The sequence below is a fragment of the Corynebacterium pilbarense genome (assembly GCF_026930265.1).
Taxonomy (GTDB): Bacteria; Actinomycetota; Actinomycetes; order Mycobacteriales; family Mycobacteriaceae; genus Corynebacterium; species Corynebacterium pilbarense.
Map to the genome: position 1 here is coordinate 269787 of NZ_JANRML010000002.1, position 18541 is coordinate 288327.

Sequence of the window (18541 nt, forward strand, 5' to 3'; positions counted from 1 at the left end):
CGCGGCCCCTACATTCCGCCAGCGTCCCGGGCGGCCACGCCCGGGACGTAGCTGTTCAAGGTGTCGGTGTAGACCTCTATCAGTTTGCTTGCCGAAGCGGACCAGCTGAACGCTTTCGCGTGGGCGACGGCTTGTTCGCCCATGTGGATGCGCGTGGGATCGTCGATAAGCAATTGCTCTAGGGCCTGCGCCCAGTCCTCGCGGCCGTGGCCATTGACGAGCAAACCCGTCTCACCGTCCGCGACCGCGAGCGGCAGGCCGCCGACGCGCGCCGCGACGACCGGGGTGCCCGTCGCCTGCGCCTCCACCGCCACGAGCCCGAAACTCTCGTTGTAGCTGGGCACCGCCACAATGTCCGCGGCCTGGTAAATGCTCACCAGCTCCTCCGGCGGCCGCGGCCCGAGGAAACGGGTGCAGCCGCCAATGCCTTCCGACGCCGCGAGCTCGCGGTAGCGCTCCACCGACGAACCCGCGCCACTCGCGCCGCCGCAGATGATCACGCGCAACGGGCCATCCACGCGGCCGCGGCGCACCACCTCCCCCATCGCCCGAATCAGCACCTGCGGGCCCTTGAAATCCTGCAGCCGGCCCACAAACGCCACCACCTTCGCATGCAGCGGAATACCCAGGTGGCGCCGCGCCAGCTCCGTGTTGCGGTTCGTGCCGGGGGTGTACAGCTCCGTGTCCGCGCCCGGGCTGACCACGGAAATCTTCCCCGGATCCACGTCGTAGAAGCGTGCCAGCTCATTGGTCTCGTCCTCGGTGTTGACCACCAGGACCTCAGCGTTGTCCACCAACTGCTGCTCGCAGATGCGGCGCGCCTCCGACTCTGAAGTGTCTGCGGCGTAGGCGTTTTTCACCGCCGCCCACGTATGCCCGGTGTGCACCAGCGGGATGCCGGCCAGGTCCGCCAAAAGCCACCCCACCTGGCCGGACAGCCAGTAGTGGGAATGGATGAGGTCGTAGTCCAGGTTGTTCGCGCGGACGAACTGCACCACCCCGCCAGAAAACGCGGCGAGCTGGGTGGACAGGTCGTCCTTCTCCAGCCCCTCGTAGGGCCCGGCCACCACGTTGACCACCCGGTAGCCGGGCTCCACATCCACCACCTCGCCCTGGCTGGGACGGGTCGCGCGGGTGAACACGTCCACCGCCACCCCCTTGCGGGCCAGCTGGGTGGCGGTGTTGTGGACGTAGACGTTCATGCCGCCCGCGTCGCCGGTCCCCGGCTGCTCGAGCGGGGAGGTGTGCATTGAAATCATGGCGACGCGCATGCGGGCAAGACTAGCGCGGCTGTGTGGTTCCTGACAGATTCCGCCAGGAAGTGTCGGGGCAGAAAATTGACCACCACGTCAGTGGGCGGCGTGGCGGTGCCAGGAGCCGAAGTCCGCGGCAACCGTGGCCGCCAGGTGCTGGTAGGCCTTCAGCGTCGCCGGCGCGATGCGCTCCAGGTCCACGACGGCCCCTTCAGCGAGGTGGCGGTCGTACGGAATGGTGTGCACCGCGCGGGTGCGGGAGGCGAAGTGGTCGGCGACCTTCACCATATCGATGGTCGGCTTGCCCGGCGCGGACGCGGAGATGACCACCACGGCGTTGGCGGCAAGCTGGTCATAGCCGTGCAGGTTCAGCCAGTCCAGGGTGGCCGACGCCGACTGCGCCCCATCCAACGCCGGCGAGGTCACCAGCACCAGCGCGTTGGCCAGGTCAAGCACGCCAGCCATCGCGGAGTGCATCAGTCCCGTGCCACAGTCGGTGAGGATGACGTTGTAGTGGTGCTGCAGGATGTCGATGGCGCAGCGGTAGTCGTCCTCAGAAAACGCCTCGCTGACGGCCGGGTCACGCTCGGAGCCGATGACCTCCAGGCGCGAAGACGCCTGGTTCGTGTAGGAGCGCACCTGCGGGTAGCGTTCCGTGCCCGGTGCCTGCAGCAGGTCGCGGATGGTCGCCGGCGGCGCGGTGGCGGCACGCTGGGCCAGCGTGCCTAAGTCCGGGTTGGCATCGATGGCGATGACGCGGTCGCCGCGGGTCTGCGCGAACACGCCGCCGAGCGCCACCGTGGTGGTGGTCTTGCCCACGCCGCCTTTCAAGCTCATCACCGCGATACGGTAGTCGCCGCGCAGGGGTGCCCGGATGGCGTCGAAAAGCTGCTGCTGCTCCAGTTCCTGCCGGGAGCCGCCCGGGTTGATGCGGCCGCGCGTGACGGAGTGGACGAGTTTGCGCCAACCCTGCTTGGGCGGCGCCTTCACCGGGTCCACGAGGTTGGACTGGTCCAGGCCCGCCGGCGGGGTGAGCTCAAAGGCCGCGTCGACGTCGATGGACGGCTCGAAATAGGTAGTCATGGTTTCCCCCAATTCCCCCTTGAATGATTTCGCGGCACAGCCTAGAGCAAACCCGCAGACGGCGCAGCGCAACAGACTTACTGCAACGTAGGTTACACTTGTCGTCTACTTGTTTTGCACAACTAATAACAAGGAGGACCTACGTGGGAGCCTTTGACACCAAAGCCTGGATCGACCACTACGCCGAGTGGACCGACCCCAACCCCACTATCGGGACGGACACGCTGGTCAGCTGGTTCAACCAGGCGGTGGCCATGCAGCCGAAGAGCACCGCCACCTGGTTCATGGGCAAAACACTCACCTACGCCGCCCTGAACGAACAGGTCGTCCGCGCCGCCGCTGGCCTGACGCAGCTGGGCGTGCGCCGCGGCGACCGCGTGGCCGTCGCACTACCAAACTGCCCGCAGCACGTCATCGCCGTCACCGCCATCCTGCGCCTGGGCGCGACCGTGGTGGAGCACAACCCGCTCTACACCGCGGCAGAACTTCAGCCGCAATTCGAAGACCACGGGGCGCGGGTAGCAATTGTCTTTGACCAGGTGGCGGACACGTTTGCGTCGTTAAGCAAAAGCACCCAGCTTGAAACCGTGGTAGCCGTGAACATGCTCGAGGAAACCCCGCTGCACCTGCGCGCCGCACTGTCGCTGCCCATCCCGCCGGTGACCAAACTGCGCGCCGAGCTGACCAAACCCGCCCCCGGCGCGATGCCATGGCGCGAATTTATACGGCAACGCTCCCGCTCCGTGCACTTCCCGCAGATCACCCAGGACGACACCGCGTTCATCCTCTACACCTCCGGCACATCCGGCAAGCCCAAAGGCGCACCGCTGACGCACGGCAACATCGTGTCCGTACTGAAAGCCGGCATGGAGTGGCTGGAAGATTGGGGCGCAGTGCGCGAAAAGGTCCTCGGCGTGCTGCCCATGTTCCACATCTACGGCCTGGCACTGAACTACGCGCTGCCGCTGAGCATCGGCGCGGAGATGGTGCTCGTGCCAGCACCGAAGCCGAAGCTCTACCAGGCTGCGATCACCAAAACGCGCCCCACGGTGCTGCCGGGCGTGCCCACCCTCTACGACAAAATCATCGAGTGGGCGGTGGAAGCCAACGCAGACCTGTCGTCGATCCACACCTCCATCTCCGGCGCGTCCACCCTGCCCGTGGAAACCATCGAGCGCTGGGAAAACGCCACCGGCGGGCGCCTAATCGAAGGCTACGGGCTGACCGAGACTGCCCCGATCCTGGCTGGCAACCCCCTCGACGGCACGCGGCGCCCCGGCTACATCGGCCTGCCGTTTCCCAACACCGAAATCCGCATCGCCGACCCGCAAGACCCGTCGCGCACCATGCCCGACGGCGAGCCCGGCGAGCTGCTCGCGCGCGGCCCGCAGGTCTTTTCCGGCTACCTCAACAGCCCCGAGGCCAACGAGCGCGCGTTCCACGACGGCTGGTTCCGCACCGGCGACATGGCCGTGATGGAAAACGACGGCTGGATCAAACTGGTTGCGCGCATCAAGGAAATGATCATCACCGGCGGCTTCAACGTCTACCCCGACGAGGTCGAAGGCGTCATGCGCAACCACCCGGACATCGAGGACATCGCGGTCGTAGGTCGCCCGCGCGGGGACGGCTCCGAGGACGTCGTCGCATGCATCACGCTTATCGACGGCTCCGCCCTCGACCCCGACGGCCTCAAGGCCTACGCCCGGCAGCGCTTGACCCGTTACAAGGTCCCGCGGGACTTTTACCACTTTGACCAGCTCAACCGAGACCAGACCGGCAAGATCAGGCGGAGGGAGGTGCGCGACACGCTGCTCCAATTGCTTACGCAACCGTAGGTTCACAGATCAGTAAAGCGTAGGGTGGTGCGCATGGCTCTCACCCCATCCAACGTCAACGACGTCAAACCCTGGCTGCAGTACTACCCCGAGTGGACCGCACACTCGCTGGAGTACGGCGAGAAAACCCTCGGCGAGTTGTACCGGGAAAACCTCTCCAAGAACGTCTCGCGCATCGCCACCCGGTTTTTCGGCCGCACCCAAACCTTCGGCGAGCTCGACCGCGAAGTGCGCCGCGCCGCCGCCGGCCTGAAAGCCTTCGGCGTGCGCCCCGGCGACCGCGTGGCCATCATGCTGCCCAACTGCCCCCAGCACGTCGCCGCGTTTTTCGCCGTGCAGATGATCGGCGGCGTGGTGGTTGAGCACAACCCCCTCTACACCGCCCACGAGCTGCGCCCCCAGTTCATCGACCACGGCGCACGCATCGCCATCGCCTGGGACAAAGCCGCCGACACGCTGGAGAAACTGCGCGCGGACACCCCACTGGAAACCGTGGTCAGCGTCAATATGACCAAGGCCATGCCGCGCGCCCAGCAGCTCGCCCTGCGCATCCCGCTGCCGAAGATCCTGGAGGCCCGCGCGGCGCTCACGGCCACCAGCAAGAACACCTCCCTGCACACCGTGCCGTGGGAGTCGCTGACCAGCTCCGCCATCGGCGGGCTAGGCGCTGACCTGCACGTCCCCGAGGACGTCACCGCGGACTCCACCGCCGTGATCCTCTACACCTCCGGCACCACCGGCACCCCCAAGGGCGCGGCACTTTCGCACCGCAACCTCATCGCTAACCCGTTGCAGGGCCAGGCCTGGGTCAAGGAGCTGCAAGAAGGCAACCAGCGCATGCTGGCCACCCTGCCGTTCTTCCACGCCTACGGCCTGACGTTTTCGCTCACGCTGACCATGCTGGTCGGTTCCGAACTCGTGCTGCTACCGGCGCCGAAAATGGACCTGATCATGAAGGCCATCCGCATCACCCCGCCCACCTTCATCCCGGGCGTGCCCACCGTCTTCGAGCGCATCGTGAAAACGGCGAAGAAGAAAAACGTGGACCTCTCCGACGTCAAAATCGGCTTCTCCGGTGCTTCGTCCCTTCCTGCCGAGGTCATCGAGGAATGGGAGCGCGCCACCGGCGGCCGCCTCGTCGAGGGCTACGGGCTCACCGAAACCTCCCCCATCATCGTGGGCAACCCTGAATCCTCAGACCGCCGCCCCGGCTACATCGGTATCCCCTTCCCCGACACCCAGATCCGCATTGTCAACCCCGACAACCCGGACGAGGACATGCCGTTCGGCGAAGCCGGCGAGATCCTGGCCAAAGGCCCCCAGGTCTTCTCCGGCTACTTCAACAACCCCGAAGCCACCGAAAAGGTCTTCCACAACGGCTGGTTCCGCACCGGCGACATGGGAATCATGGAGGAAGACGGCTTTATCAAGCTGGTCTCCCGCATCAAGGAGCTCATCATCACCGGCGGCTTCAACGTCTACCCGGCCGAGGTCGAGGAGGTCATCCGCACCCACAAGGACGTCGCCGATGTCGCGGTCGTGGGCCGCCCGCGCGAAGACGGCTCCGAGGATGTCGTCGCGTGCATCGTGCTTAACGACGGCTCCGCCCTCGACCCCGACGGCCTCAAAGACTTCGCCCGCGAGCGCCTGACCCGCTACAAGGTCCCGCGCACCTTCTACCACTTCGACGAGCTGTCGAAGGACCAGATGGGCAAGATCCGCCGCCGCGAAGTGCGCGACGACCTGCTGTCCAAGCTCGCCGAGCGCTAGCGCTGGCGCTTCGGCGGCGGTGTGCTCGAGCGCGGGCCGGGGCGCAGGCCGGCGGTCGGTCGACGCTCAGCGCGTAGCCGCGGCCACCCCGAGGCCCCGCTCCAAGGTTCCCCCACCCCTAAACCACAAATGGTGAAACGCTGATGGTGAATCCGACTAAATTTTCGCGTTCTCACCACTTGGTTTTCACCATCTGCGCTAGTGCGCGGCGGCGGAGGCGGGGCTGGAGCACGGAGCGGGCTGGGGCCAGCGCCTAGAGCCCGACCCAGACGGGCTCGGGGTGCAGCTCCACCCCGAACGCGTCGCGCACCTGGGCCTGCACGCGGCGGGCGAGGTCGACAATATCGGCCGCGCGGGCGTTGCCGCGGTTCGTCAGCGCGAGGGTGTGCTTGGTGGAAAGCCGCGCCGGGGCGTCATCGCCGGGGAAGCCGCGGTGGCAGCCGGCGCGCTCGATGAGCCAGGCCGCCGACAGCTTCTCCTTGCCGTCGCCGGCGGCAAACCGCGGCATGGTGTCCTCGCCCACATGCGCGGCGATCTCGTCCGCAAGCGCCGACGGCACCACGGGGTTGGTGAAAAACGAGCCGGCGGACCAAGTGTCGTGGTCGTCCGCGTCCAGCACCATGCCCTTCGCCCGGCGCGTCTCCAGGACGGACTCGCGGGCCTGCGCCAGCGGCACGCGCGCCCCGCCCAGGTGGCGCAGTGGAATGGACTCGTCGGTCTTTTCCAACTGCAACTCAATTTCCAGCACCACCGCGCGCGAGGTGAACTTCAGGTTGGAGTACCGGTACGCCAGGCCCAACGAGGACGCCGGCACCCACTCGTCCGCGCCGGTCTCGCGGTTGTACAGGCGCACGCGGGTGAGCACGTCGGCGATCTCCGCGCCGTAGGCCCCGACGTTTTGCACCGGGGTCGCGCCGGCGGAGCCGGGGATGCCGGACAGGGCCTCAATACCGCCCAGCCCATGCTCCACCGCGTAGGCGACTACTGCGTCCCATTCCGTGCCGGCTTGGATGCGCAACCGGTGGTCGTCGATAAGCGAGATGCCCTCGTTGCGCACGAGAACCGCCGCGAGATCGAGATCACCATCCGCGACGACCAGGTTGGAGCCGCCGCCGACAACCAGCAGCGGGGACTGGTCGCGGTCGAGCTTAGCCACGGTTTCGGCGAGCTCCTCGGCGGTCGTGCACTCGTGGGCCGCGGCCGGGGTACCGCCGACGCGCAGCGTGGTCAGGGAGGCGAATGATGGGGCAGTCACGATGACAACGGTAGTCTGTGACCCATGACTGCACGTAGTGAGATCACTGTGACCATCAACCAGCCGATCGAGAAGGTCGCGCAGGCCTACAGCACCCGCGAATACTGGGAGTTCATCGCCGAGAAGCTCTCCCCGGAGCCGGGCGAGCTCAACGAGTTCGCGGACAACACCGCTACCCTTTTTGAGATCCTGCCCAAGTCCATCCTCCCGGAAGCGGCCCAGGCCATGGTTTCCCAGGATCTGAAGCTCAAGCGCGTGGTTACCGTCGGCGAGCTGGACGGCGACACCGCCAAGCACACCATGACCGGCGACGTGAAGGGCACCCCGGTGGACCTGGGCGCCGAGTACACCGCGACCCGCGACGGCGATAACACCAAGCTGGACTACGAGCTCGAGGCGAAGGTGAACATCCCGTTCATGGGCGCCGCGCTGGAGCCGAAGGTGGCCGATGCGCTGGAGGAGATCGTGGAAAACGAGGCGAAGCTGACCGAGCAGTGGATTAGCGAGAACCTCTAATTCCCCACTACCACAACCTGCGCGCCACTCCGGGTGCCGCCGGCAAGCCCTACGGGGTAATCACCCGCGGCACCACCGGAGTAAATCGTTTACGCAGGTCAGACCGCTGGACCCGCTATAACCCGCGGGTCCAGTCCCTATTGCGCTCCGCCGCCGAGCCGCTGGCGGTGGACGTGGGCTATGGCGCATCCCACACCACCACCGTGGAGTGGGCCGGGTGGCTGCGCCAGATCCGCCCCGACATCGAGGTCGTGGGCCTAGAGATCAACCCCGAGCGCGTCCTGCCGCCGCGCGACGGCGTGCGCTTCGAACTCGGCGGCTTCGAGCTCGCCGGCTACCGCCCCCACCTCGTACGCGCCTTCAACGTGCTGCGGCAATACGACGTGGACCAGGTCCCTGACGTGTGGCGCACGGTGTGCGCGGGGCTTGCCCCCGGCGGCCTCTTCGTCGAGGGCACCTGCGACGAGCTGGGGAGGCGTTGCGCATGGCTGCTTCTCGACGCCTCCGGTCCCCGCACCCTCACCCTGTCCTGGAGCCCCTTCCACACCTCGAAGCCCTCGGAGGTGGCGGAGCGGCTGCCCAAGGCGCTGATCCACCGCAACGTGCCGGGCGAGCCGATCCACCAGTTTCTTGCCGACGCCGACGCCGCCTGGGAACGCTCCAGCGGCTGGGACCCGCACGGCCCCCGGGTGCGGTGGCGCCACGCCCTCGAAGACCTCGCTCGGGACTGGCCGGTGCACCCGCAGCGACGCCGCCTGGCGGACAACTTTGTCACTGTGGATTGGCAGGCAGTCGCTCCTGCTTCGTAAACTGGCCGCATGAAAACTGCGTGGAAAGTTGCCCTGTCGATCATCGTGGCGGTGCTGCTGCTGTTCATCGTGGCGGAGGCAGGCATCCGGGCGTTCGTTGCTCACCAGGTCACCTCCCAGTCCCCCGAAGGCACCTCAGTGTCCTTCGGCGCCAGCCCCGTGACCATCGGGCTGCTCGGCGGGAAATTCCCGCACATGACGGTGGACCAGCAGTCCGACCTTAAGGTCAACGGCGACCAGATCACCGGCAACCCGGCGTCTGTGGTGGACATGGACAACGTCCGTCTAAACAACGGCGAGCCGGTGGCCGAGTCCGTGCGCCTGACCACGGAGCTGCCCAACGACTTCGTGCGCGCCATGCTGAACCAGCAGATCCAGGATCAGATCGGCGACAACTTCCTCGCCAACGTGATCACCGTGTCCGACGTGGTATCCAACGAGGAGGCCGGCACGTTTTCCATCGTGTTTACCTCGGGCGCCGCCGGGATTGAGCTGCAGCCGGTGATGCAGGACGGCCAGCTGACGTTCCAGGCGCGCAGCACCGAACTGTTCGGCTTCGCCCTGCCGGACGACGTCGCCGACGCGATCAGCTCCGCCATGTCCCAGGGTGTCGCGCAAGAGGCCACCGGCGGGATGAGCGTGGAAGACTTCACGGTCATCCCCGGTGGCCTCCGGGTGACGGTTTCCGGCAACGATGTGAACTTCAAGGAGCTGCAGGAGCTGCAGCAGTCCCAGCAGCCTGAGCTGCAGCCGGCGGAGCCCGCCTACCAGCCGTAGTCGCCGTTGAGGATGCGCTGGATCTGCGGACGCACGTCGAAAAAGTAAATGCCAATTGCCACCGCGCCGAACCACGCGATGAAGGGGAAGCGCAGCAGGCACGCCAGCGCCGCCAGCGCCAGGATGCCCACCCAGGCACCCTTGGACTGGCGGTTCGCCGCCTCGAAGGCGTCTGCGCGGGTGGTGGCCGCCATGACAGCGCCGACGATGCCGGCTACGCCCACCACCAGCATCAGCACCATCCCCACGCGGGACGGCAGCATCATAATCTGGTGAATTTGACTGACTGCGGCGGTTTCCATGGCGTTTACTTCTTCAGGTCCTCGACGTTGACGGTGGTGGTGTCGGTCTTGGTGTTGTCCACAACTTCGCCGTCGATGATATCGCCGTCGGTTTTCTCGCCGGCGAACTGGTCCTGGATGCGCTGCACCAGGCCCTCGAAGCGGGCGCGCAGGTCGTCCACGGTGCCCTCAATGCCCTCGGTCTGGGTGCCGTCGAGGCGCTCGTTGAACGCGGCGCGTGCTTCGTCGATAGTGCTGCGCAGCTTCGCCTTCACATCGTCGGTGAACTGCAGGTCCCGCTCGCGCAGGCTGTTGAAGAGCTTTTCGGCCTCATCCGTGAAGTTGGTAGCGGCGCCGCGCACCTCGCGCTCGGTGTTCGCGTTGCTCAGGTTCTGGCGCGCGTCCTCGGTGGCGGACTTGAAACGGTCCGACAGCTCGCCGGTGGCCTTGCTCAGCGCCGCACCGATAGCGGAGCCGGCGGACAGCAGCGCGTCACCAGCCTCGCGCAGGTTGTTGCGCACCTCCTCGCCGGTGTCGTTGTTGAGGTTGTCGTTGAGGTTGTTGTTCTCGGTCATCATTCGCTCCTTCGCTAGTAGAAGATCAGTTGCGAACCAGTGTAAATAGCTAACCCGGCCAGTGCACCGACGATCGTGCCATTGAGGCGGATGAACTGCAGGTCTTTGCCCACCATGAGCTCGATTTTCTCCGCCGCTTCCTCGCCGTCCCACCGTTCGATGGTCTCCGCGATGATGCCCACAATCTGGTCGGCGCCGTTGTCCGCAGCGAAGTGGGTGGCCTTTTCCAGGGCTCGTTCGGCGTCGGCGCGGACCGCAGGGTCGTCGACAAGCTTCTGCCCCCACTCGCGCGCCGCGGCAGCTGCTTTTCGACGCAGCCCGCTTCCCCCATCCGACGCCTGCGCAACAATCGACGCCGAGACCTGCTCCCAGATGCTGCCCGCGGCGGACGTGACCGCGCCGGAGCCCATGATGTCGGCCTTGAGCGCCTCCACCCGCGAAATCATCTCCCCGTCGAACTGGAGGCCCTGGGCGAACTGGTTGATCTGGCGGCGGATCGCACGGCGCGCCTCGTGGTGCGGGTTGGTGTCCACGTCCTCCATGAACGCGACCATCTCGTCGTAGACGCGCTGGCCCACCAGCTCCTTTGCAAATCGCGGAGCCCAGCGCGGCATCCGCTCGTCGATCATGGTGACCACGGCGGCCTCCATGGTGTCGACCTTGCGGCGCCCCCAGGCGACAATGTCGTCGACCACCGGATCCACCTTGCCGTCCGCGATCAGCCCCTCCAGGGTGCGGCCCAGCGGCGGGCCCCAGATCGGCTCGGCCAGGCGGTCAATGAGCTGAGCGTTAATGAACGCCTCCGCCTCAGCCGGGTCAATGCCCTCCATCATGCGGACGGTGAACTTGCCGGCCTCCGCGCTGACCCGCTCCGCGTTCTCCGGCTTGGCAAGCCAGCGCCCGACACGCTCCGGGATGCCGGCGCCCATCACTTTGTCCGTGATGGTGCGGGCGTTGAGGAAGTTCTCGGACACGAAATCACTGAGCACACCGGCAACCTGGTCCTTTTTGTTAGGGATGATTGCGGTGTGCGGGATGGGAATGCCCATCGGGTACTTAAACAGCGCGGTGACGGCGAACCAGTCCGCCAGACCGCCGACCATGCCCGCCTCCGCGGCGGCGCGGACGTAGCCGATCCAGGCGGCGTCATTGCCCTGGGACTGCGCCCACGAGCAGAACAAAAACACCACCGCCATCAGGCCCAGAAGACTGGTCACCGCGATCTTGTGCTTGCGCAGCACGCGGCGGCGCTCCTCCTCATTCGTGGGGGTGGGCATCATGGAAAGCTGCTCGCTCATGCCCATGATTAAAGCAGGCGTGCCGACACGGGCACGAAAAATGCCCCCTCCGCAGGTGGAGAGGGCATTTTCGGTGCGCGCGGCGCTGCGCGGTTAGTTCACGCGGCCGGTGCGCTTGCGGTAGGCCTTGTAGTCCTTTCGGCCCACGACAATCAGGATGGCGCCGAGGACAGCGGTGACCACTGCCTCAATAACGCCGAGGATGAGCAGGCGCTCCGCCAGACCGTGCGTCTGGGAGCCGAAGCCGTACACCATCGCGCCGGCGCCCCACACGGCCAGACCGATGCCGAAGAGGGTGGACAGGATCAGGCCCATTGCAACCCAGGTCGGGATCCGGGACAGGGAGGAGTGCGGAGCACCCAGGGACACCGGATCGTAGCCCTCGATGTACGTGTCATCGATGCGGCCAGCGTACTCCGGGTAGGACTCGTTGCGGATATCTGCAACTGCGGTGGAACCCATTGTTCTTGCTTCCTTCTTCAGCTTCGGTGTGGCTTCAGCGTGAGCTGCTGCGATAGTACGAGTATACGACAGGCTTCGTTGTTGGCCCTAGTTGTCGCCTCTAGTCGTCGCCGCCCTTGAAGGCAGCGCGGGCGCGTTCGGCGTTGATCGCGCCAACTGCATCCAGCGGGATGCCAGCCGGGCACACATCAGCGCACTCGCCGTACAGCGAGCAGTGGCCGAAGTTGGTCTCCAGCTCGTCAACCATCTTGCGGGCGCGGCGGGAACGCTCCTGCTTACCCAGTGGCAAAAGCTTCAGGTGCTTCAGCTTCGCGCCGGTGAACAGGTGCGCGGCACCGTTCGGGCACGCAGCCACGCATGCACCACAGCCGATGCAAGCAGCGTAGTCGAGCGCGGTTTCAGCGTCGTGGTGGTTAACCAGCAGCGTGTCAGCGTCCGGTGCGGTGCCGGCGTTGACGGAGACGTAGCCACCCTGCTCCATCACGCGGTCCAGCGCGGAGCGGTCCACAGCGAGGTCCTTGATCACCGGGAACGCGCCGGAGCGGAACGGCTCGATCTTCAGGGTGTCGCCATCCTTGTAGTTGAACAGACGCTGCAGGCACGCAGTGGTGTTCTGGCCTGCGCCGTGCGGGCGGCCGTTGACCAGCAGGCCACAGGTGCCGCAAATGCCCTCGCGGCAGTCGGAGGCGAAGACGAACGGCTCCTTGCCCTGCTCGACGTAGGTCTCGTTCACGTGGTCGAGCAGCTCCAGGATGGACATCTGCTCCACAGCGTCATCGACCTGTACGGTCTCGAAGCTGCCCTCGGTGTCAGGACCAGCCTGGCGCCAGATTTCAAGTGTCAGTTTCATTACTTGTAGTTCCTTGCCATCAGCGGGATCGAATCAAAGTGCAGGGGTTCTGCGTGGCGGATGAACTGGCCTTCACCGGCCGGCTCCCAGGCCGACACGAAGCACCAGTTGTCGTCGTCACGCTCTGCCTCGCCGTCATCGGTGAGGTGGTCCATACGGTAGTGCGCACCGCAGGACTCGTCGCGGTCCAGAGCGTCGATGCACATGAGCTCGCCGAGGTTGATGTAGTCGACGAGGCGCAGCGCAGCTTCCAGCGTCTGGTTCATGTCGTTCGGGGAGCCCGGGATGGAGATGTTGGTCCAGAAGTCCTCGCGCAGGGCGCGGATCTTCTTGATGCCCTCCTCCAGGCCCTCCACGGTGCGGGACACGCCGCAGTGCTCGTAGAGGATGTCGCCGAGCTGCTCGTGGAAGTGCTCCGGGCCGTGCGGCTCCGGACCGCGGATGGACATGATGCGCTCGATGCGCTCGGTGACGTCAGCCACCACGTCCTGGGCCTCGCGGGAATCCTCCGGAAGCTTCTCCTCGCCGAGGTGGTCGGCCAGGTAGTTCGGCACCGTGAACGGCAGGGTGAACCAGCCGTCCACAGAAGCGGACAGCAGCGAGTTTGCGCCCAGGCGGTTCGCGCCGTGGTAGGTCCAGGAGCACTCACCGGCGGCGAACAGGCCGTCGATGGAGGTCATCTCGTTGAAGTCCGTCCACAGGCCGCCCATGGTGAAGTGGACGGTCGGGGCGATACGCATCGGAGCCTTGTACGGGTCCTCGCCGGTGGAGTCCTCGTACATCTCGAACAGGTTGGAGTAGCGCTCGCGGATGGTGTCCTCACCGAGGCGCTCAATCGCATCCTTGAAGTCCAGGTACGCGGAGTTGTGCAGCGGGCCCACGCCGTAGCCGGCGTTGAGCTGCTGGGAGATGGCGCGCGAAGCCACGTCGCGGGGCACGAGGTTGCCGAAGGCCGGGTAGCGGCGCTCCAGGAAGTAGTCGCGCTCCTCCTCCGGGATGGTGTTCGGGTCGCGGTCGTCGCCCTTTTCCTTCGGGGTCCAGATGCGGCCGTCGTTACGCAGCGACTCGGACATCAGCGTCGTCTTCGCCTGCCACTTCGCGTTGACCGGCAGGCCGGTCGGGTGGAACTGCACGAAGCACGGGGACGCGAGGTACGCGCCACGCTCGTAAGCGCGCATCATGGCGGAAGAGTTGGAGTTCTTGGCCAGCGTGGTCTTGTGGTACACGTTGCCGTAACCGCCGGTAGCGAGGATGACAGCGTGTCCCGTAAACGGCGCGATCTCACCGTTGATCAGGTTGCGGGTGACAATGCCCTCGCAGTGCTTCTTGCCGTCCTTCTCGGTGATGATCAGATCCATCAGGTCGTGGTGAGTGAAGATCTCCACGTTGCCCAGGTGGATCTGACGCTGCAGCGACGACGCGGTGGACAGCTGCAGCTGCTGGCCTGTTTGGCCGCGGGTGTAGTAGGTGCGCGAGACCTGCACACCGCCGAAGGAGCGGGTGGCCAGGGTGCCGCCGTACTCGCGGGCGAAGGGAGCACCGATGGCGTTCATGTGGTCGATCACGCGGACAGACTCAACGGCCAGGCGCCAGCAGTCGGACTCGCGGCAGCGGTAGTCGCCGCCCTTGACGGTGTCCTTGGTGTGGCGGTAGGCGCCGTCGTTGTCCACCTTCTTGCCGCGGGCGGAGTTCACGCCGCCCTGGGCCGCAATGGAGTGCGCACGGCGCGGAGCGTCGTGGTAGGTGAAGGCCTTGACGTTGTAGCCCAGCTCGCCGAGTGCGGCAGCCGCAGCGCCGCCGGACAGGCCGGTGCCGACCACCAGCACGGTGAACTTGCGGCGGTTCAGCGGCGAGACCAGGTTCATGTGGTCCTTCTGGTACTGCCACATGTCCTTCATCCGAACCTCGTCGCGGTTCGGCTCGTTGGACTCGAGGACGTTACCCGGGGTTACGCCTGCAGCGGCGGACTCGGGCTGGCGGAAGCCGCCGGTGCTCTGCTGGCCCTTGGACTGAGCGGAGGTCTGCTCCCCGCCGTTGGAACCCTGGGCCCCGGAAAGACCGGAAATAGAGGTAGTCATAGTTGTTCTCCTAAAAAGCCGTTACCTGGAAAAATCCGGGACCCAGCCGAACGCGATAGCGAGCGGCATGACAACGTTGCCAGCGACAACGATGAACGGGAGGATGTACGCGAGGATGACCATCAGGCCTTCGCCGCGCTTACCCAGCCAACCGAGGTCGGACACCGCAAGGTAGATACCGTGCGTCAGGTGCAGCAGCAGCGCCAGGTTGGCAACCACGTACACCAGCGTGACCCACCAGCGACCCGGGGCAAAGGTGGCGAGCAGGTTGTTGCGCACCGCACCGTGGACGAACTCGTCGGAGGCGACAGCCTGGCCGAGAGTCAGGTCCAGCAGGTGGAAGATGATGAACAGCAGCAAGATAATGCCGGTCCAGATCATCGACTTGGTGGCGGTGGACTGCCATCCACCCATCAGGTTCGTGCGCTTGAAGCGGCCGCGGGATGCGCTGGAGCGGGCGCGCAGGGCGAATGCGCCCCACACGTGCAGCACCAGGCAGGCCAGCAGGGCGATGCGGAGAATCCACAGGAAGCCCTCGCGCGGGAACAGCGGCTCGCCGATCGTGCGCAGGAACTCGCCGTAGTCGTCGATCGGCGCGGAGCCGTCGGCGTTCAGCGGCATAAAGATCTTCAGGTTGCCCACCATGTGGCCAAGGACGAACAGGCCGAAGATAAGGCCGGTGATGGCCATGGTCAGCTTGATGGCCCACGTGGGGTAGGACGGCCGCTCGCGCAGCGGCTTCTCAGTAATTTTTCCGTGACGAATGGCTTCACGGTCTGCGTTTTGTACAGTCATGGCACCTCCAGTGTCGCTAATACTCTAGGAGATAGCCCCCGCTCACACACACTGGATTGCCAGGTTCACCCCACATCCCCCTAACCTCAACCCCCACTTGAGCCATTCATCCAGCACGCCACACCGATTGTGACCTTCGCCACCGCCGAAGTGATCCGCCTCGAATCCCACATTCTTCACCCCGTTCAGTGTCAATCTTTGGTTGGTTAGCTGGACCTTACTTCGGCGCCAACTCCGTTCGCCGAAAATCGGTACCCTGGCTGCCATGGCTATCGACAAGAACACTGAAAACAAAGCAACCCGCCAGATCGACGCTCCCGCAGCCGAGATCTTCGACATCCTTTCCAACCCCGAGCGCCACGCCGAGACCGACAACTCCGGCATGGTCGTCTCCGCGGACCAGGGCGAGCGCCTGAAGAACGTCGGCGACACTTTCACCATGAATATGACCAAGGAGGACGGCGACTACCAGACCGTCAACGAGGTCTTCGCCATCCAGGACGACCGCATCATCGGCTGGAAGAACGTGGAAAACACCACCGCCGAGGTGAAGGTCGGCGCGAAGTGGCTCTACGAGCTCGAGCCGATCGACGCGGACAACACCAACGTCACCCTCACCTACCAGCGCGATGAGCTGGAGGAGAACCTCCTCGCCATGACCGAGAAGTTCGACGACGACTTCCTGGCCAAGTCCCTCGACTCCCTCGCAGAAGCAGCCGCAGGCGCATAAGCCCTAGCTTTTCGACGTCACCAAAGGCGGCCCGCCGGACCCAGCGCCCGGCCGGCCGCCTTTCCCATGCCCGCCTGCCCCCACACCAGCCTCGCCCGCTCTCCCGATCTGCTAGTTCTCCAAAATCGCGAACTAGCAGATCAACTGTCCAATTTTTCGTTTTCGCAGTTGATATCGGCAACGACTTTCGCTACGAGCCTGATCTGCTAGTTGCCCGGAGGAAGGCGGGGCAGAGAACTAGCAGATCTGCCGCTGAAACAGCCCAGCCACCCCATTTTCACCGTCCGGGCGGGTCCCACTCCGGCCCGGAACTGATCGTCTAGCAGTGTCGGAACACTGCCAGACGATCCCATGCCGCGATCCTGACAGAGGTTCACGCAAAATCGAAGAGCTCTCGCTCATCTGTGGATAGCTCGCCGCCATCGTTGTCCACAGCTCAGGTCTTTTGAAACCTCTCTGTGCAAAAGGCGATATCGGCATTTGCCGTCCCGGTCCGACCGCGACCAGGGCTTTTGCCACCGCGTCAGACCTAAATGCCGATATCGTCCTTTACATTCGCCCCTGCCCCCGCCCCGCAGGTACCGCAGCACCTATGACCGCTGCTTCCACCATCGGCACGCAAAAAGGCGGGCCCTGCCGGAAAGCGGGGCCCGCCTTTGGTGCGTCGTAAAGCGGAGTGCTTTTAGAGGTTGATCATGTGGCCTTCGACGCCGTGCGCGATCTCCTTGAGCACCTCAGACAGAGTCGGGTGGATGTGGATGGAGCGCGCGATCTCGCCAGCGGTGAGGTCGAAGCGCTGCGCCAGCACGACCTCCGGCAGGAGCTCGGAAACGTTGGCGCCAACCAGGTGCGCACCGAGGATCTCGCCGAACTCGGCGTCCGCGACGAGCTTGCCAAAGCCGGCGGTCTCGTTCAGGCCGACTGCCTTGCCGTTTGCGGAGAACGGGAAGGTGGCGACCTTGATGTCGCGGTCCGGCCACTTCTCCTTCGCCTGCTCCTCGGTGTAACCCATGGAAGCGACCTGCGGGTTACAGAAGGTGGCGCGCGGGGTCATCATGTAATCCTCGATCTCGAGGGTCTCCGCGTCCGCGATGGTCTCGGCGGCGATGATGCCCTGAGCCTCAGCCACGTGGGCGAGCTGCAGCTTCGCGGTCACGTCGCCGATGGCGTAGATGCCATCGACGTTGGTGCGCATGCGCTCGTCGATAGCGATGGCGCCGCGGTCCGTGAGCTCGACGCCCGTGTTCTCCAGGCCGTAGCCCTCGGTGCGCGGGGCGAAGCCGACGGAGATCATCACACGGTCCGCGGTGAGCGTCTCCACCTTGTCGGAGCCGTTCTTCTTCACGTCCACCTCGACGGAATCGCCGTTGTCGCGCACCTCGGTGGTGGCGTGGCCGGTGAGCAGCTTCACGCCGAGCTTCTTGTAGGCCTTGGCGATCTCCTTGGACACGTCCTTGTCCTCGTTGGGCAGGACACGGTCCTGGTACTCGATGACCGTGACGTCCACGCCGTAGTTGGACAGCACGTAGGCGAACTCCATGCCGATCGCGCCAGCGCCGACGATGACCATCTTCTCCGGGGCCTCCGGGTTGAGGATCTGCTCCTCGTAGGAGACCACGTTGTCGGACAGCTCGATGCCCGGCAGGGTGCGCACCACAGCGCCGGTGGCGATGATGCAGTCGTCGAAGGTGACGGTCATACCCTTGTCGTCGCCGTCGGTGATCTCGATGGTCTTGGCGTCCTTGAAGGTGCCCAGACCATTGATCTCCTGGATCTTGTTCTTCTTCATCAGGTAGTGCACGCCGCCGACGATCTTCTGGGAGACCTTGCGGGAGCGCTTGTGGGCATCCGTGTAGTCGAACTCCACGTCGCCCTTGATGCCGAACGTCTTTGCTTCGTGGTTGAAGATCTCAGCCACTTCAGCGTTCTTAATCAGGGCCTTGGAGGGGATGCAGCCCACGTTGAGGCAGACACCGCCCCAGTACTGCTTCTCAATAACAGCTACTTTTTTACCCAGCTGAGCTGCGCGGATGGCGGCGACGTAGCCACCGGGGCCAGCGCCGAGGACAACAACGTCAAAATGTTCTTTACTCACGCTGCATATCGTACGTGTCCGTCTGGCAAAATGTTGCGGAGCATCTTGTTTCTTCCTTGAATGAAAGTGAGCGGTT

At 65.2% G+C, this 18541-nt stretch carries 17 protein-coding genes; 6 read left to right on the top strand and 11 right to left on the bottom strand.

Going from position 1 to position 18541, the window contains the following annotated elements; all coding sequences use genetic code 11:
- Positions 1-8: 8 nt before the first annotated feature.
- A complete protein-coding gene (mshA, locus tag NUW87_RS03245; protein ID WP_269027192.1) occupies positions 9-1271 on the bottom strand; it encodes a D-inositol-3-phosphate glycosyltransferase in 1263 nt (420 codons plus the stop codon).
- Between the two features lie 78 nt (positions 1272-1349).
- Positions 1350-2336: a MinD/ParA family ATP-binding protein gene (locus NUW87_RS03250; protein WP_269027193.1), complete on the bottom strand. Its 987-nt coding sequence runs from the start codon at positions 2334-2336 to the stop codon at positions 1350-1352.
- Between the two features lie 143 nt (positions 2337-2479).
- Between NUW87_RS03250 and NUW87_RS03255 the strand changes: the two genes are divergently transcribed.
- Together NUW87_RS03255 and NUW87_RS03260 are read left to right on the top strand one after the other, a co-directional pair.
- A complete protein-coding gene (locus NUW87_RS03255) occupies positions 2480-4174 on the top strand; it encodes a long-chain-fatty-acid--CoA ligase (RefSeq protein WP_269027194.1) in 1695 nt (564 codons plus the stop codon).
- Positions 4175-4207: 33 nt separating this feature from the next.
- Positions 4208-5944 (top strand): long-chain-fatty-acid--CoA ligase, encoded by a 1737-nt coding sequence (locus NUW87_RS03260; RefSeq protein WP_269027195.1) that lies wholly within the window; start codon positions 4208-4210, stop codon positions 5942-5944.
- Positions 5945-6197: 253 nt separating this feature from the next.
- Here NUW87_RS03260 and NUW87_RS03265 read toward each other — a convergent pair whose 3' ends face one another.
- Positions 6198-7262 carry a UDP-N-acetylmuramate dehydrogenase gene (locus NUW87_RS03265; protein WP_269027234.1) on the bottom strand — a complete coding sequence of 355 codons (1065 nt, stop codon included), beginning with the start codon at positions 7260-7262 and terminating at the stop codon, positions 6198-6200.
- Between NUW87_RS03265 and NUW87_RS03270 the strand changes: the two genes are divergently transcribed.
- From NUW87_RS03270 to NUW87_RS03280, 3 genes are read left to right on the top strand one after another with little or no spacing between them, the layout of a single operon-like run.
- Positions 7224-7715 carry a DUF2505 domain-containing protein gene (locus NUW87_RS03270; protein ID WP_034997073.1) on the top strand — a complete coding sequence of 164 codons (492 nt, stop codon included), beginning with the start codon at positions 7224-7226 and terminating at the stop codon, positions 7713-7715. The two genes, NUW87_RS03265 and NUW87_RS03270, sit on opposite strands and share 39 nt — an antisense overlap.
- On the top strand, positions 7715-8524 hold the full coding sequence (locus NUW87_RS03275; protein WP_269027235.1) for a class I SAM-dependent methyltransferase: 810 nt from the start codon (positions 7715-7717) through the stop codon (positions 8522-8524). The genes NUW87_RS03270 and NUW87_RS03275 overlap by 1 nt, the downstream gene beginning before the upstream one ends.
- A 9-nt stretch (positions 8525-8533) precedes the next feature.
- The gene (locus NUW87_RS03280) at positions 8534-9301 is read left to right on the top strand and encodes an LmeA family phospholipid-binding protein (protein ID WP_269027196.1); all 768 of its coding nucleotides are present in this window, start codon (positions 8534-8536) and stop codon (positions 9299-9301) included.
- Here NUW87_RS03280 and NUW87_RS03285 read toward each other — a convergent pair.
- The 7 genes from NUW87_RS03285 to NUW87_RS03315 form a co-directional block, all read right to left on the bottom strand.
- Positions 9289-9564, bottom strand: coding sequence for a DUF2516 family protein (locus NUW87_RS03285; protein ID WP_239217890.1), 276 nt, complete (start codon positions 9562-9564; stop codon positions 9289-9291). The genes NUW87_RS03280 and NUW87_RS03285 overlap by 13 nt on opposite strands.
- 44 nt (positions 9565-9608) lie before the next feature.
- Positions 9609-10157: a CGLAU_01105 family protein gene (locus NUW87_RS03290; protein WP_269027197.1), complete on the bottom strand. Its 549-nt coding sequence runs from the start codon at positions 10155-10157 to the stop codon at positions 9609-9611.
- A 14-nt stretch (positions 10158-10171) separates the two neighbouring features.
- A complete protein-coding gene (locus tag NUW87_RS03295) occupies positions 10172-11455 on the bottom strand; it encodes a DUF445 domain-containing protein (protein ID WP_269027198.1) in 1284 nt (427 codons plus the stop codon).
- A 93-nt stretch (positions 11456-11548) separates the two neighbouring features.
- Positions 11549-11917, bottom strand: a complete 369-nt coding sequence (locus tag NUW87_RS03300; protein WP_034997068.1) for a hypothetical protein — start codon at positions 11915-11917, stop codon at positions 11549-11551.
- A 100-nt stretch (positions 11918-12017) separates the two neighbouring features.
- Complete coding sequence (locus NUW87_RS03305) at positions 12018-12767, bottom strand: succinate dehydrogenase/fumarate reductase iron-sulfur subunit (RefSeq protein ID WP_181889685.1); 750 nt, start codon at positions 12765-12767, stop codon at positions 12018-12020.
- Positions 12767-14845 carry a fumarate reductase/succinate dehydrogenase flavoprotein subunit gene (locus tag NUW87_RS03310; protein ID WP_269027199.1) on the bottom strand — a complete coding sequence of 693 codons (2079 nt, stop codon included), beginning with the start codon at positions 14843-14845 and terminating at the stop codon, positions 12767-12769. The genes NUW87_RS03305 and NUW87_RS03310 overlap by 1 nt, the downstream gene beginning before the upstream one ends.
- A gap of 21 nt (positions 14846-14866) precedes the next feature.
- Positions 14867-15640: a succinate dehydrogenase cytochrome b subunit gene (locus NUW87_RS03315; protein ID WP_239217842.1), complete on the bottom strand. Its 774-nt coding sequence runs from the start codon at positions 15638-15640 to the stop codon at positions 14867-14869.
- 265 nt (positions 15641-15905) lie between these two features.
- Between NUW87_RS03315 and NUW87_RS03320 the strand changes: the two genes are divergently transcribed.
- Positions 15906-16370 carry an SRPBCC family protein gene (locus tag NUW87_RS03320; RefSeq protein WP_269027200.1) on the top strand — a complete coding sequence of 155 codons (465 nt, stop codon included), beginning with the start codon at positions 15906-15908 and terminating at the stop codon, positions 16368-16370.
- Between the two features lie 682 nt (positions 16371-17052).
- Here NUW87_RS03320 and lpdA read toward each other — a convergent pair.
- A complete protein-coding gene (gene lpdA, locus NUW87_RS03325; protein ID WP_269027201.1) occupies positions 17053-18465 on the bottom strand; it encodes a dihydrolipoyl dehydrogenase in 1413 nt (470 codons plus the stop codon).
- Positions 18466-18541 lie beyond the last annotated feature (76 nt).

Excerpts from the sequence above, each read along its gene's own strand:
- mshA (WP_269027192.1), bottom strand. The coding sequence starts at position 1,271 with ATGCGCGTCGCCATGATTTCAATGCACACCTCCCCGCTCGAGCAGCCG.
- NUW87_RS03250 (WP_269027193.1), bottom strand. The coding sequence starts at position 2,336 with ATGACTACCTATTTCGAGCCGTCCATCGACGTCGACGCGGCCTTTGAG.
- NUW87_RS03260 (WP_269027195.1), top strand. The coding sequence starts at position 4,208 with ATGGCTCTCACCCCATCCAACGTCAACGACGTCAAACCCTGGCTGCAG.
- NUW87_RS03270 (WP_034997073.1), top strand. The coding sequence starts at position 7,224 with ATGACTGCACGTAGTGAGATCACTGTGACCATCAACCAGCCGATCGAG.
- NUW87_RS03280 (WP_269027196.1), top strand. The coding sequence starts at position 8,534 with ATGAAAACTGCGTGGAAAGTTGCCCTGTCGATCATCGTGGCGGTGCTG.
- NUW87_RS03285 (WP_239217890.1), bottom strand. The coding sequence starts at position 9,564 with ATGCTGCCGTCCCGCGTGGGGATGGTGCTGATGCTGGTGGTGGGCGTA.
- NUW87_RS03290 (WP_269027197.1), bottom strand. The coding sequence starts at position 10,157 with ATGACCGAGAACAACAACCTCAACGACAACCTCAACAACGACACCGGC.
- NUW87_RS03295 (WP_269027198.1), bottom strand. The coding sequence starts at position 11,455 with ATGAGCGAGCAGCTTTCCATGATGCCCACCCCCACGAATGAGGAGGAG.
- NUW87_RS03300 (WP_034997068.1), bottom strand. The coding sequence starts at position 11,917 with ATGGGTTCCACCGCAGTTGCAGATATCCGCAACGAGTCCTACCCGGAG.
- NUW87_RS03305 (WP_181889685.1), bottom strand. The coding sequence starts at position 12,767 with ATGAAACTGACACTTGAAATCTGGCGCCAGGCTGGTCCTGACACCGAG.
- NUW87_RS03310 (WP_269027199.1), bottom strand. The coding sequence starts at position 14,845 with ATGACTACCTCTATTTCCGGTCTTTCCGGGGCCCAGGGTTCCAACGGC.
- NUW87_RS03315 (WP_239217842.1), bottom strand. The coding sequence starts at position 15,640 with ATGACTGTACAAAACGCAGACCGTGAAGCCATTCGTCACGGAAAAATT.
- NUW87_RS03320 (WP_269027200.1), top strand. The coding sequence starts at position 15,906 with ATGGCTATCGACAAGAACACTGAAAACAAAGCAACCCGCCAGATCGAC.